The sequence below is a fragment of the Flagellimonas sediminis genome (genome assembly GCF_010500845.1).
In the GTDB taxonomy this organism is placed as follows: Bacteria; Bacteroidota; Bacteroidia; order Flavobacteriales; family Flavobacteriaceae; genus Flagellimonas; species Flagellimonas sediminis.
This window is the reverse complement of record NZ_JAAAMI010000001.1, coordinates 821343-834784: the sequence shown is the minus strand read 5'-3', so window position 1 is coordinate 834784 and position 13442 is coordinate 821343. Positions and strand designations below refer to the sequence as shown.

Genomic DNA, 13442 nt, shown 5'->3' with positions numbered 1-13442 from the left:
GCTATTTTTCTCTGTATAAATGATTGGCGGGAATGATCTGTTTCGGGATGTTGGCTCCTTGGTATTTCACATCCAAGTGGTAGCCTCCCCCTCCGTTAAAAAATTCTACCCTAATCAAATGTTTGCCTTTGGTCAGTTCAATGGCTTCGCCACGTTCCATGACCCCATGGTCCCCATCGTTGTCCACCACCAATTTTCCATCAATGTAGAGTTTACTCCCGTCATCACTATTGGTGAAAAAGCCATATTTCCCATCTTCAGGAATATCCAAATAGCTTTCCAACACCAAGGCCACCTGTTCTTGTTGCACATCTTCCATCAGGGCTTGTTTATGGGAGAATTCCATCGCAAATCCTTCTTTTACAGGCTTCAAGGTAGAAAAATCCGGTAATTTATTCATTCCATCGCCGTAGTAAATGGCATAGGAAACAGGTTCTTCCTTGTTTTCGGGAACCAATCTAAAGTTGGCCTCCGCAATCGTACTCACCAATTGGTCACCCTGAAAAATTCCGGCCTTTACAATCTCGGTTTGTTTCAGGTAAAAAGTATCTTGATACACCTTGCTGTTTTCCATGGTCGGAACAGCATTTCCAATGGTATACCTTATCTCACCCACATTGTTGGGATTCTGCATCACCACGGCAACGGAATCCGCCTTAAAAACTCCTCCTGCAGGCTCAAAATAGCCTGCATCCGGAAGAATCTTTGGTTGGGTTATCTGCTCTTTTCGCCTATAGGTCAAGTTGGGTTTTTCATTACCGATAAAAGCTCCTTTAGTGGGCCTCCCGATCCATGACTGGGGAGTTTGCAATCCCATAGCATAGGCCACCGTGGCTGCATTGTCGTATTGGTATACGGTCTCTTCAATCTGATATCCTTTTTTGATTCCTGCACCATAAAGGATAAAGGGTATTTCCATTTCGGCCAAACTTTCACCCCCGTGCCCAAAACCGATTCCACCGTGATCGGCAGAAACAATGAACAGGGTCTTTTCAAAAATGCCCGCTTCCTTGGTCGCGTTGACAATTTCGGTAATCAAAGAGTCCGCCTTTTCTACGGACTTGTAATATTCTGGGCTCCCATGGCCCAAGGCATGGCCTGCATGATCTACATGATCCAAATGCACAAAGGTGAACTTTGGAGTATGTTCCTTGATGTAGTTTACGGCCTGTTGTGTGGTATTGTCCTCGTGGTCCCCGTCAACATCAAAATCGACATCCTCCTTTTCAAACAAACGTCCAAAGCCATCCCAATCGTAAATAGCACCTACATGGGCTTCGGGCTGTTGGTCATGGAACAAGGTGAAAATGGTTGGGAAGGTTCCATTTTTGGTCGCTACTACGGGTGGCAATTGATGGTCAAACTTTTCCCATCCGTTGGAAGTGACCCCGTGTTGTTCGGTATCGGCCCCCATGATCATACTGGCCCAATTGGGACTGGAACTTGATGGCAATACGGAACGGGCATGCATGGTGGCGGCCCCATTTTGTATCATGGAGTCCATCATGGGCGTATGTGCCCTTTGAATCCCATTGGGACTCATACCGTCCACGCCGATGATCACGATGTGCTCTATACCCTTAGGGGTATCATCCTTTTTGTAAGAACAAGACCACAGGAACAAAATTCCCGTGGTCATGATCATGCTTTTTATAAGCTTACTAAATTTCATTCCTATTAAAAGTTATCGGCCACATCCCACCACAATCGGGTATTTAAATCATCTGCCCCCATGCGCGATACCGCTTCTTGATAGTTGGCACTGTTTGTGGATTTTACAGAGTTTGGATATTGAAAACGTACAGGTACTTTACCGCCATTTACTGCGTCCGGGCCAGGAATCACTTCAGGCATGCCGGTGCGTCTCCAATCGGACCAAGCCTCAAAGCCTGTGTAGAAAAGGGAAATCCATTTTTGCATGGCTATTTTTTCCAATCTCTCCTCAGCTGTACCTGAAAGGGCCACCATTGGTTGGGTAACATAGGCATCAACATCAAATGCCTGCATGTCCGCAGCAATCTCGTTCCAACCTCCGGCAATAACTCTTTCCGTATAATAGGTAAATGAAGCCCTGATACCGTTTTCGTAATATTCAGCAGCATCTCCAACGACGATGAAGTTCCTTTCCCTGGCTTCTGCCAAAATGAACTGTAGTTCAGAGTAGCTCATAATAATGGTCTGTGAAGCGGTTGGCGAGGCCTGTTCTACATTGCAAGCCCTACAGGCCAATAAAATACCTAACCTTGAAATAAAGTTGGAACCTGATTTTTCTGGGTCTCCGGAGGGGCTATAGCCTAAAGCTGCTTCATCATCCAATCCGTTGGGCATACCAACATAATCGTCCAAATTATCGGAGTAAATTCCTTTTCCCGAATCCGTCGTTGGTTGGGCAAAAACAATCAATCTTCTGTCCCCTAAATCCTTCAGTCTCTCCTCCAAGGTCGTGCTTAGACGAACTTCATCGAAACTTCCGGAACGAGTATTGTATTTTGGTTGGGGATTGTCCGAATTCCACTGAAGCAAAGCAGCATCGGCATTGCTTTCAAAAATTGGATAGGTAGTGCTGTTCCCAGCGATTTCCGACATTTCAGAAACGGCCCTTGAATTGTCCACATCACTGATTCGCATGGCCAATCTTAAACGCAGGGAATTGGCAAACTTTCTCCATTTTAAAACATCCCCTCCATACAAAATATCACCAGTGATATTTTCAGTCCCTGTCAATACGGTATTGGCTGTTTTTAAGTCGGACAAGATACCGTCATATATTTCACTTTGAGGGGTAAATGCCGGTGTAATGTTGTCTCCACTGATTCCTTGCGTGGCCTCAGTGTAAGGAACATCCCCATACGCATCTGTCAGGTACGAATAAATCCAAGACTTGATTATCAGTGCCACTCCATAGTAGTTTTGCTGACCCTCATTTTCCTTGGTCTCCCTGATAATATTTTCAACATCGCGCAGTGATGCATATGCATTATCATAGGGATTACCTGTTGGAGACCAGTTATAGGTATCTCCGGAGGTGAACTGCAACCTTGCGGCATATTGTGTTACGGTGAAACCTTCTTCCCATCCTTGATCGCCCCAGTTATATGCCATTTCTCTCATGATTCCTGGCAGCAATAAGCTTGGCTCGGCACTTTCCGGATAGTTGGGGTTGGTGTTTATTTGCTCAAAATCGTCCGTACAGTTGATTATACACAACAAAGAAATTGTCATGAAAATCATTTTTTGAAGGTCCTGTAATTTTTTCATCGGATAGTATAATTAAAAGTCTATTCTTAGGTTAACTGTGTATGTCTTGGTACTAGGGTAAGACATGTTCTCGATACCAGGTTGCAGCGTGCCTCCGGCAACTGAAACGGTTTCGGGATCAAAATGGGGGTTGTCCGTCCATAACAAAAGGTTTCTTCCAGTAATGGAAAGTCTAGCTCCCGTGATCGGCAATTTGTCCACAAACCTTTTTGGCAAGGTATACCCTAGGGTAACTTCCCTTAGTTTGGTATAGGATGCATCATATTTGGCCGCTTCCACGTTATCCCTTTCATAGTATCTGTTGTTCCAAGTCCTGGCATCCACATTTACTGTGTTTGGCGTGTACACTCCTGGTGATGTTTCCACTACTCCTTCACCCACTATTCCGGTTTCCCTGCCTTCTAAAGTTTCCTTTAACTGACCTGATGTGCTACCTATGGTCTTTGTTCTTGAAACCACGATACCTCCCTGTCTGGTATCCAATAGAAAACTTAGGTCAAATGCCTTGTACTTAAAGCTGTTCAACATGCCCAATGTATAATCAGGTGCATAGTCCCCTTGATAGACCAGGTCATCCGTTCTCATCGGAATTCCTTGGTCATTGAAGATTTTTTGACCATAGTAAGGGCTATTTTTATCCTCTACCCTTTGGAAACCCCTACCATAAATGGCACTGATGGAACCTCCTTCACGGGCTTGGATGAATGCCCCGTTGCGTTCAGTCAAGGTATAGTTTACACCTCCCAGGTCGGTCACCTCACTTTTGTTGGTAGAGAAGTTAAATGTTGATCTCCACGTGAAATTGTCAGTTTTGACAGGTATAAAACTGGCAATGGTCTCAAAGCCGTAATTCCTTACCTCACCGGCATTTATCAATTTACTGGTATAACCACTGGCTATATCTGTACTAATGGGTATGATCTGGTTCTTAGTTCTACCATCATAATATGTGGCATCTATGTTCACCCTGCTTTGGAACAAACGAATATCCAATCCAAACTCATAGGAAGAGGTAATCTCTGGCTTAAGTTCTGCATTGGGAATCAGGGAAGACTCTGTTAAGGCCGGATAATCCCCAAATGGTGATTCATTGGTATAAAAACTTTCCAATTTGTAGGGATCCGTATCATTACCTACTTCGGCATAGGCTGCCCTGATTTTCGCAAAAGAAACGAACTCCGGCAACTCAAAAATATCACTGGCAATCGCACTCAAGGTTGCAGAAGGGTAAAAATAGGAGTTGTTATCCGTTGGTAAGGTACTTGACCAATCGTTTCTTCCGGTTAGATCAAGGTACACTTTTTCATCATAGGCAAACCTGGCAAAACCATACAAACTGTTGATCCTTTTCTCCCTGTCGCTTGTGGATACCTCCAAAGGCCTTCTGGTATTGTTAAAGGAATAAACTCCTGGATTTATCAACTGAGGCGCAACGGTCTGGGTATAGTCCTGTTTTTGTCTCAATTGGTTTCCACCTGCAGAAATATTGATATTCCACTTATCATTGAAGGTATTATCATAGGAAATCAAAAAGTCTGTGTTTGACTCTTCAAAGAAAACGTTGTCTTCCCTATAATAACCTAAAGGAAAACGCTGTGTACTAAAAGCTCTTTTCTTGGCCCTTAGGTCCCTGTAGAAATCACGACCTGTACGCACCATTACATTCCAATGGTCATTGATTTTGTAGTTCGCGCTAACATTCCCATAAACCCTGTCCTTATCCTGGGAGTTAGTGTTCTCATAAACATTGAAGAATGGGTTATCATGGTAGTTGTAATTGTAGTTGAACTGTTGCAACCCTTCCATTCCGGGCATCCAATAATCCCTTAGGTTGTTTGTATTGATCTGCCTACCGTACCAAATGAACAAATACATGATACTTTCCGTACCATAGCTCAATGAAGGCCTGTTTCCGCTATCTGTCTTTATATAGTTGATGTTCGCATTTAGAGTCACCTTGTCAGTAAGGTTAAGGGCAGTGTTCAAATTGAAGGAATTCCTTTTTAAATCGGTATTGGGAACAACACCTTCCTGATCCAAGTTTTGATAGGAGAAACGGACATTTCCCATATCACCGGATTTCGATATCGCAATGCTGTTTGTCTTTGTAAAACCTGTTTCAAAGAAATCTTTGGTATTGTTGGGTTGTGATACCCATGGAGTAGGGATTATTGGGGAATCGCTAACCAAATAGTCCCCTCCTCTTGTACCATCCTCTCTTGGGGAATCAAATTGGGGGATCAAAAGACCGGTATCCAACCGTGGACCCCAGCTTTCATCCACTCCGTCCGCAATACCACTTCCGCTACCATCTACAAATGCAAATTGCTGGTTGTTACCTTGTCCATATTCGTTTTGCCAATCGGGCAATAGTAAAATGCTCTCAACAGTAACTCCTGTATTGATAGTAATACCCAATTTTCCACTTTCAGATTTTCCTTTTTTAGTGGTGATGATAATGGCACCGTTGGCCGCTCTGGCACCATAAAGTGCCGCAGCCGCCGGACCTTTCAACACGTTTATGGACTCGATGTCCTGCGGATTGATTTCAGCAGCTCCATTTCCATAATCCACATCCTGTGTACCGGAACCGGAAGAACCAACAATCTCATTACTGATCGGGGTACCATCCACAACAAACAAAGGTGAGTTACCATTAATGTTCAAAGAAGCATCACCCCTTATGCTCACCCTTGCGGATCCTCCCAAACCTGATGGGCTATTGGTGATTTGAAGACCGGCAACCTTTCCTGATATCCCATTCAACAAGTTGGGCTCCCTTGCCGCCGTTACTTCTTCCGAATCCAATTCTTGGGATGCGTAACCCAAGGATTTCTTTTCCCTTTTAATACCAAGGGCGGTTACCACAACCTCGTCCAGTTGTTGGGAGTCGGGCTGCAAAATAATGGTACCTGTTGATTGGCCCGCTGTGGAGAACTCTTTTGCCAAGTAACCTATATAGGTTACCAGCAAGGTTTCATTGGCACTGGGCAACTGAATTTCAAAGTTCCCATCAAAGTCTGTGGCCACACCGGTGGTGCTGCCCTTTACAACAACGGAGGCCCCAGGTAAGGGCATGCTGTTCTCGTCTACTACCTTCCCCGAAAAAGTAATCTGGGAATAGCCGATCATACTTACGGTAAAGGCAAGTAAAAACGCTAGGATTGATTTTTTCATTTGTTGAGTATTTGTAAAATTTGGTTAATTATTTATCAACAAATATCCAACACAAGAGTTAAGGCATGCCCTTAAACAGATTAAAAAAATGATATGGAAAGGTTAAAAGAAACCGCTCAATGTTAGGTAAACATTATTTACAAATATGCACTTTTAAAAGACCTCTTTATTTTATTGAACTTTGAAAAGAATGCATTTTTATAAGGGACTGAAGACTTTTTTTAGTAACTATGAAAACTGACAGAATGTTATAAATATTAAAAACAGCGAGCATACCCCAAAATGGAAGATTATCTAATCGGAATAGGCAAACGGATCAAAGAAATACGAAAGAACAATAAAAAGACCATTAATGATGTTGCAATCAACGCAGGGGTCACGGCCGGATTGATCTCCAGGATAGAAAATGGGAGGACCATACCCTCCTTACCCGTTTTTTTAAAAATTGTTGGAGCATTGGATACCGAACTCACGGATTTTTTTGATGGGATGCCCAAAGTGAACGGCCAGAATTTTTTGGTTTCACGCAAAGATGACCAAACCATTATCGAAAAGGAGGATGAGGCCATCGGTTTTACCTACAACTACATCTTTGGCAAACAACTGAACTCCGTCGGGTTTGAAAGTGTGCTCTTGGAGGTACAACCCAATTCTGAACGGGACAAAGTGGTTACGGATGCCTTTGAATTCAAATACATTTTAACCGGGGAGTGTTCCTATGTAATCGGAGACCAAGAAGTGTTGTTAAAAGAAGGGGACTCCATCTTTTTTGATGGCAGAATCCCCCATGTTCCTATCAACAAGGGCAAAGTGCCCTCCAAAATGTTGGTGGTCTATTTCTTTATCTGATCACGGATACAACACCCCCGCCAAGGCATCCAAAGAAGTAAGGATATAGGTCGGTTCCGCGGTTTCCAATTGCTCGCGGTTCTGGGCCCCTGATAATACCGCCACGGTGATTCCGCAATGGGCATTTTTTCCTTCTTCAATATCGATCACGGAATCGCCAGCTTTTAAAACCGCCTCGGAATGGGTTATACCAAACATCTCCATGGCCTTGTCTATCATTTCCGATGAAGGCCTACCTTTTACCACATCGTCGGCGGTAATCAGTGCATCGATCTGTTTGCCCGGTTCCCATCCCAGTTTGTCCAAAAGGGATTGGGCCGTTTTTCTGTCATATCCCGTGTTCAGGACCACTTTTACCCCGTGGGATTTCAAAGTCTCGAAAAGCTCTTCCACACCTTCATATGGGGTCACCTCCAAATTGGCATAGGCTTCTTTCAACATTCCTTTAAAATCTTCATGCACTGCTTTGGCATCCACTTCTTCTTCCCGACCATTTTTGGTCGCTTCCAAAACATCCACAATGGCCTTGTATTTTTCCTTTCCGGCGCCAAATTCGAGGACCGTTTCCAAGGAAACATCCACCCCCCATTTGGCCAATGCCTGTCTAACTGTTTTATATACCACATTATCTTCGTTCACCGTAGTGCCCGCCATATCAAAAACCGCTAGCTTAATGTTTTTCATAAATTTATTTTCTGCGTATTAAAAATTGTTGCGATGTTCTTTTTGCTGAATCCGGCACTCCCAGTCATTCCCTTCCCTCCAATTCCGGTAACAATGTGAATGTGCCCATCAATGGTCTTTTGGAATATGTCGCTGGTCTTACATTGGGAATACATGCCATACCATCTTCTTTGGATTTCGTAAGTGGGAAGATCCATAATTTTCTTGGCTTCCTCTACCATAAAATGATCGATGTCCATATCCAGATCATACCCTAAATCTTCTATTTTGTTGGCATCGGCATATTGATGGGAATCTCCCAAAATTACGGAACCATCAGTTGCCTGTTTGAACAAAATATGGACCCCCCATTGTTTTTGAAGGCTATCTTCCGGCTCGTTATTTTTAATTGAGGCAAAAGACGGACATTCGTAAAAAGCCTCATACCTTCTGATGGACCACCCCGTTAAAATAGAGCCATTTAATTCGTAGTTGCCTTGGGGTTTGGTCTGCATCATCTGTAGTTTAGAAACCTCAAGATCACTTTCGGCAAATACTTCGGGATACAGGTTTTTAAAATCACTGCCATTGCATATGATTACCTTTTTGGCCCAAAGGGATTCTCCCGTTGCACCATCCACTTTCACCCATTCGCCGTTGCGTTCACACCCGATTACCGGAAAACCCATTTTGATCTCCATTTCTTTACGGGTGGATAAAAATTCCTGTAACCTGTGGATCATGATCCTGGGTTCCACAGTGACTTCTTCCGGGAAAAAGAGCCCTGCCTTTACGTAATCCTTTCTCAATCCTGGGTAACGGTCCAAACACTCATTCTTGGTGAGCATTTTGGAGGTATAATCATTGCTGTTGTTGATAGCCCTGAGTTCCACCAACAACTGTTCCTCCTCTTCGTTGGAGGCCAAATAGACACTTCCGTTCTGCCGAATGCTGATATCGAACTGCGATTGTATCTCTTTATAAATGCGAAGACTTTCCCTTCCGAATTGTTGCCATTTGGAGTTCATTCCCGAAGGAACCACTTGCCCAAAGTTTTGGGTGGTCGCCCCTTTTGGGTAAGCATCCTTTTCCACCAAACAGACCTTTAGGCCCATTTCCATGGCGTGAAAGGCATGAAAAGTCCCCAAAATGCCCCCACCAACTATGACCGCATCGTATCTATTTTCCATAGTCCAATTTTTCTTTTAAATTTTCTGATTTATGTCGTGCCCCAAAATGAAGGAACAAAACCACGGTGACCACAATACCGATAATGGCCACGGCATACGTTCCGTACACAAAGAAATTGAGCCATGAGAGTTTGTTCTGTCCAAAATTCTTGTACAACAACACCAATACACTGCCCACGTAGCCAAAAGCATCCGCTATGTAGATAAGAAACCCAGAGTTGCCCCTTACCTTGAAGGCCGCAATGAACCGATCAAAAAACAGACAGTTGAAGGGCACATAGCAAATGTAAAGCCCGAAACCGGTGGAGACCATCCATACAAAGGGATCTAGCACACCCGTTTGGAACAGGATAGTGGACAAGGCCAACACCACGGTCCCCAACAATAACAGCCCATGATAGGTGAGCAAGGCCTTAAAATTATCCTTGATATAAAAAATGGTTCCAATGATCAGCAGTACCACAATGGCTATAATGATCTCGGATGTGGAAAACACCGAAATATCGCCTTTATAGCCGATACTGTCCCACAATTCGCGGGCAAAATTGTCCCTAAAATCCCTGAAGGCGGTCAAAAAGGTGTAAAAAATGACCACCAACAGCAATGGAAAGAAAAACTGCTTCACCAAATGCCTTCGGTCTTCCTTGGTCATCGGAATCCGTTCCGTCCTGTTTTCTATATCATCGGGAGTGGGCGGTGGTACCTTTTGCAACATATAGGAACATAGGAGCAGCGGAATAAAAAACAATGCCCCGGTAACGAACGGCATCCAAAATTCAGTGACGCCCCAATGGTTCATTACATAAAGCCCCACGGATTTGACCACGCCACTGGAAACAATAAAACTGGCCGAAAGTACCACGCCAAGGATGTCCGTGAAACGTCTCCCTTCAATATAGGAGAACACAATGCCCCAAATCATGCCCAAGGGCAATCCGTTCAAGAACATGAAAACAATATTGTACGGGGCGGGTACCCAGGCGAACAGCAACAATGAAAGTTCCGCCATCACGATCAAGGAGATCAGGTACATCAACCTTCGGTTGGGTTTCAATTCTGAAATTACCTTAATCCCCACAAATTTGGAAAGTGCATACCCTATAACCTGTGCAATGACCAAAAGGATCTTGTAGTTTATCCCAAAATAGGCCAACCCTTCAAAGGTGGCCACTGAAAAGGGTTTTCTAAAGGCATACATGCAAAAGTATGTGCCAAAGGCAGCCAGGGAGGCGTGTAGCACAAAGATTAAACTGGACTGCTTTTTGAACATACCTTATATTATATGTTTACAAATACTAAAATAATGTTTCAAATTACTCAAATTTATAGGAAAGTTCCTCTTCTTTCTAGATTAAAAAATTGTTAGTAAAAAATTACACTTTTTAAGAATAAGGAGATATAATCCAATTTTAAAAAGAGAGTTCATCTATAAATAACTATTTTCATTGAAGAATTCCACTTCAATTTATGTATTGGATAGGTTATGATATTGGCAGTTCCTCCATAAAAGCTGCACTGGTAAATGCCGAAGATGGTAGCGTTAAGGCGCTTGTACAGCAACCCAAGCAAGAAATGCACATTGATTCCCCAAAAAATGGCTGGGCCGAACAGGATGTCAATCTATGGTGGAAGCATACCTGTATTGCCACCCAAGAGCTCATCAAAAAACACAACATTGACAAAAACCAGATCAAGGGAATTGGCATATCCTACCAGATGCATGGACTGGTAGTGGTGGACAAGAACCTGAAACCATTACGGCCTTCCATTATTTGGTGTGATAGTAGGGCGGTGGAAACCGGGGAAGACCTATTCAATAAAGTGGGACACGACAAGTGTGTGGAACATTTGTTGAATTCCCCCGGCAATTTTACCCTTTCCAAGTTGAAATGGGTGAAGGACCATGAACCTGAGATTTTTAAGAACATCCACAAGTTCATGTTGCCCGGAGATTACATTGCGCTAAAACTTTCTGGACAATGTGTGACGACACCTTCTGGACTCTCCGAAGGCATCCTTTGGGATTTTAAGGAAAATACATTGGCCACATGGCTTTTGGAAGAAGCAGGTATCGATTCCTCCCTGGTCTCAGAAATTCGTCCCTCCTTTTCAGAACAGGGAACCGTAAGTCAGCAAGGTGCTTCGGAATCTGGCCTACCGGAAGGCATCCCCATTATGTACCGGGCCGGGGACCAACCCAATAACGCCATTTCCCTGAACGTGATGCAGCCTGGCGAAATTGCCGCCACAGGGGGCACTTCCGGCGTGGTGTATGCCATTTCCGATCATGAGCAAACAAAGGAGCATACCCGAATCAACAGTTTTGCCCATACCAACCATACGGCTGATCATCCCCGAATTGGTAAGTTGCTCTGCATCAACGGAACGGGAATCCAATACAGTTGGATCAAGAACGAACTTACCCAAGGACTTTCTTATAACGAAATGAACCTGAAAGCGGAATCGATACCTATAGGGTCCAATGGACTACAGATCATTCCCTTTGGGAATGGGGCCGAACGCATGCTGGAAAACAGGGACAAGGGATCTCGAATCCTGAATCTCAATTTCAACATTCATAAGGCACCCCATCTTTTTCGGGCAGCTTTGGAGGGCATTGCTTTTTCCTTTGTTTACGGTATGGAAATCCTAAAGCATGATGGGGTACACATTGCCTCCATCAAAGCGGGAAATGACAACCTTTTCCAGGCCAACATTTTTGCCAAGACCATCGCAACCCTCACCAATAGCGAAATCAATATTGTGGAAACCACTGGTGCCGTTGGGGCAGCCCGAGCTGCCGCTCTGGCTTTCGGCGATTTTAAAAACATGACCGAGGCCACGGCCTCCGATGCGATACAACAAACATTTTCGCCAGATACCAATTCCAAGGAATATGAAGAGGCGTATCAAAAATGGAAAAAGGAACTCAACAACTATTTGCACAACTGAACAAATCCATATTATGATCACAACAGGAGACAAGGAATTTTTTAAGGGAATCCCCAAGATACCGTTTGAAGGAAAAGTATCGGACAATCCGCTCGCCTTCAAATATTATGACGAGAACAAGATAGTGGGCGGTAAGACCATGAAGGAACATTTCCGGTTTGCCATTGCCTATTGGCATACCTTTACTGGGGTCGGTTCCGATCCTTTTGGGGCACCCACCCAAACTTTTCCATGGCTAACAAGTTCCGATCCGATCCAACAGGCCAAGGACAAAATGGACGCAGCCTTTGAGTTCATTACCAAAATTGGAGCACCCTACTTTTGCTTTCACGATTTTGATTTGATCGCGGAAGGCGCCACTCTTGCAGAATCCGAAAAACGATTGGACCTCATCACCGATTACGCCCAGGAAAAAATGGCGGCTTCCGGGGTAAAACTACTTTGGGGCACGGCCAATTGCTTCAGTCACCCACGCTATATGAACGGGGCTGCGACCAATCCCGATTTTGATGTGGTGGCCTTTGCCGGGGCACAGATCAAGAATGCCTTGGATGCCACCATTAAACTAGGGGGTGAAAACTATGTTTTTTGGGGTGGTCGAGAAGGATATATGTCATTATTGAATACCGATATGGGCCGGGAATTGGACCACATGGCGCGCTTTCTGCATATGGCCAAGGATTATGCCCGCAAACAGGGATTCAAGGGTACGTTCTTTATCGAACCCAAACCCATGGAGCCGACAAAACATCAATATGATTTTGATGCTGCCACCGTTTTGGGCTTTTTGACCAAATACGACCTTTTGGGTGATTTCAAACTCAATATTGAAGTGAACCACGCCACTTTGGCCCAACATACCTTTGAGCACGAACTGCAGGTGGCCGCCGACAATGGACTTTTGGGAAGTATAGATGCCAACCGCGGCGATTACCAGAACGGATGGGACACAGACCAATTCCCAGTGGATGTCTTTGAACTTACCCAAGCACTACTCGTGATTTTGCAAGCCGGAGGATTTCAGGGAGGCGGTATCAATTTTGATGCAAAGATCAGAAGGAACTCCACGGACTTGGAAGATATATTCTATGCCCACATTGGCGGAATGGATGCATTTTCAAGGGCTTTGCTCGCCGCCAATAGTATTTTGGAAAATTCCGACTATATTAGCAGGAGAAGAGACCGCTATGCCTCTTTTGATTCTGGGACCGGAAAGGCATTTGAAGATGGGAAACTCACCTTGGAAGACCTTTATGTGCATGCCAATGCCCACCAAGATATCAAAAAGCGAAGTGGTCAACAGGAGTTGTTTGAGAACATCATCAACCAATTTATGTAATTAACAAAACAAAC

9 protein-coding genes are annotated in these 13442 nt (G+C 44.1%); 3 read left to right on the top strand and 6 right to left on the bottom strand.

From position 1 onward, the window contains the following. Nucleotide 1 precedes the first annotated feature (1 nt). Genes GTK07_RS03705 through GTK07_RS03695 form a run of 3 tightly spaced genes read right to left on the bottom strand, consistent with a single transcriptional unit; the run spans nt 2 to nt 6435 of the window. A complete protein-coding gene (locus GTK07_RS03705) occupies nt 2-1639 on the bottom strand; it encodes an alkaline phosphatase family protein (protein WP_235932418.1) in 1638 nt (545 codons plus the stop codon). 38 nt (nt 1640-1677) lie between these two features. Beyond that, the gene (locus GTK07_RS03700; RefSeq protein ID WP_203583710.1) at nt 1678-3222 is read right to left on the bottom strand and encodes a SusD/RagB family nutrient-binding outer membrane lipoprotein; all 1545 of its coding nucleotides are present in this window, start codon (nt 3220-3222) and stop codon (nt 1678-1680) included. 48 nt (nt 3223-3270) lie between these two features. Next, a complete protein-coding gene (locus tag GTK07_RS03695) occupies nt 3271-6435 on the bottom strand; it encodes a SusC/RagA family TonB-linked outer membrane protein (RefSeq protein WP_163633104.1) in 3165 nt (1054 codons plus the stop codon). Between the two features lie 282 nt (nt 6436-6717). On the opposite strand from GTK07_RS03695, the gene GTK07_RS03690 reads away from it, so the two are divergent. Beyond that, the gene (locus GTK07_RS03690; protein WP_163633102.1) at nt 6718-7284 is read left to right on the top strand and encodes a helix-turn-helix domain-containing protein; all 567 of its coding nucleotides are present in this window, start codon (nt 6718-6720) and stop codon (nt 7282-7284) included. Here the strand turns inward: GTK07_RS03690 and GTK07_RS03685 are convergent, their stop codons facing one another. The 3 genes from GTK07_RS03685 to GTK07_RS03675 are packed head-to-tail and all read right to left on the bottom strand — an operon-like array spanning nt 7285 to nt 10407. After that, nucleotides 7285-7968 carry a phosphonatase-like hydrolase gene (locus GTK07_RS03685; protein WP_163633100.1) on the bottom strand — a complete coding sequence of 228 codons (684 nt, stop codon included), beginning with the start codon at nt 7966-7968 and terminating at the stop codon, nt 7285-7287. Beyond that, nucleotides 7965-9137 carry a TIGR03364 family FAD-dependent oxidoreductase gene (locus tag GTK07_RS03680; protein WP_163633098.1) on the bottom strand — a complete coding sequence of 391 codons (1173 nt, stop codon included), beginning with the start codon at nt 9135-9137 and terminating at the stop codon, nt 7965-7967. Before GTK07_RS03680 ends, GTK07_RS03685 begins: the two co-directional genes overlap by 4 nt. Further along, complete coding sequence (locus GTK07_RS03675) at nt 9127-10407, bottom strand: DUF5690 family protein (RefSeq protein ID WP_163633096.1); 1281 nt, start codon at nt 10405-10407, stop codon at nt 9127-9129. The genes GTK07_RS03680 and GTK07_RS03675 overlap by 11 nt, the downstream gene beginning before the upstream one ends. 197 nt (nt 10408-10604) lie before the next feature. Between GTK07_RS03675 and GTK07_RS03670 the strand changes: the two genes are divergently transcribed. Both GTK07_RS03670 and xylA read left to right on the top strand, forming a co-directional pair. Further along, nucleotides 10605-12089 carry a xylulokinase gene (locus GTK07_RS03670; RefSeq protein WP_163633094.1) on the top strand — a complete coding sequence of 495 codons (1485 nt, stop codon included), beginning with the start codon at nt 10605-10607 and terminating at the stop codon, nt 12087-12089. Nucleotides 12090-12102: 13 nt separating this feature from the next. Then, nucleotides 12103-13428 carry a xylose isomerase gene (xylA, locus tag GTK07_RS03665; RefSeq protein ID WP_163633092.1) on the top strand — a complete coding sequence of 442 codons (1326 nt, stop codon included), beginning with the start codon at nt 12103-12105 and terminating at the stop codon, nt 13426-13428. Nucleotides 13429-13442 lie beyond the last annotated feature (14 nt).

Coding starts and splice junctions, on each gene's coding strand:
- GTK07_RS03680 (WP_163633098.1), bottom strand. CDS start 9,137: ATGGAAAATAGATACGATGCGGTCATAGTTGGTGGGGGCATTTTGGGG.
- xylA (WP_163633092.1), top strand. CDS start 12,103: ATGATCACAACAGGAGACAAGGAATTTTTTAAGGGAATCCCCAAGATA.
- GTK07_RS03685 (WP_163633100.1), bottom strand. CDS start 7,968: ATGAAAAACATTAAGCTAGCGGTTTTTGATATGGCGGGCACTACGGTG.
- GTK07_RS03695 (WP_163633104.1), bottom strand. CDS start 6,435: ATGAAAAAATCAATCCTAGCGTTTTTACTTGCCTTTACCGTAAGTATG.
- GTK07_RS03670 (WP_163633094.1), top strand. CDS start 10,605: ATGTATTGGATAGGTTATGATATTGGCAGTTCCTCCATAAAAGCTGCA.
- GTK07_RS03690 (WP_163633102.1), top strand. CDS start 6,718: ATGGAAGATTATCTAATCGGAATAGGCAAACGGATCAAAGAAATACGA.
- GTK07_RS03675 (WP_163633096.1), bottom strand. CDS start 10,407: ATGTTCAAAAAGCAGTCCAGTTTAATCTTTGTGCTACACGCCTCCCTG.
- GTK07_RS03705 (WP_235932418.1), bottom strand. CDS start 1,639: ATGACCACGGGAATTTTGTTCCTGTGGTCTTGTTCTTACAAAAAGGAT.
- GTK07_RS03700 (WP_203583710.1), bottom strand. CDS start 3,222: ATGACAATTTCTTTGTTGTGTATAATCAACTGTACGGACGATTTTGAG.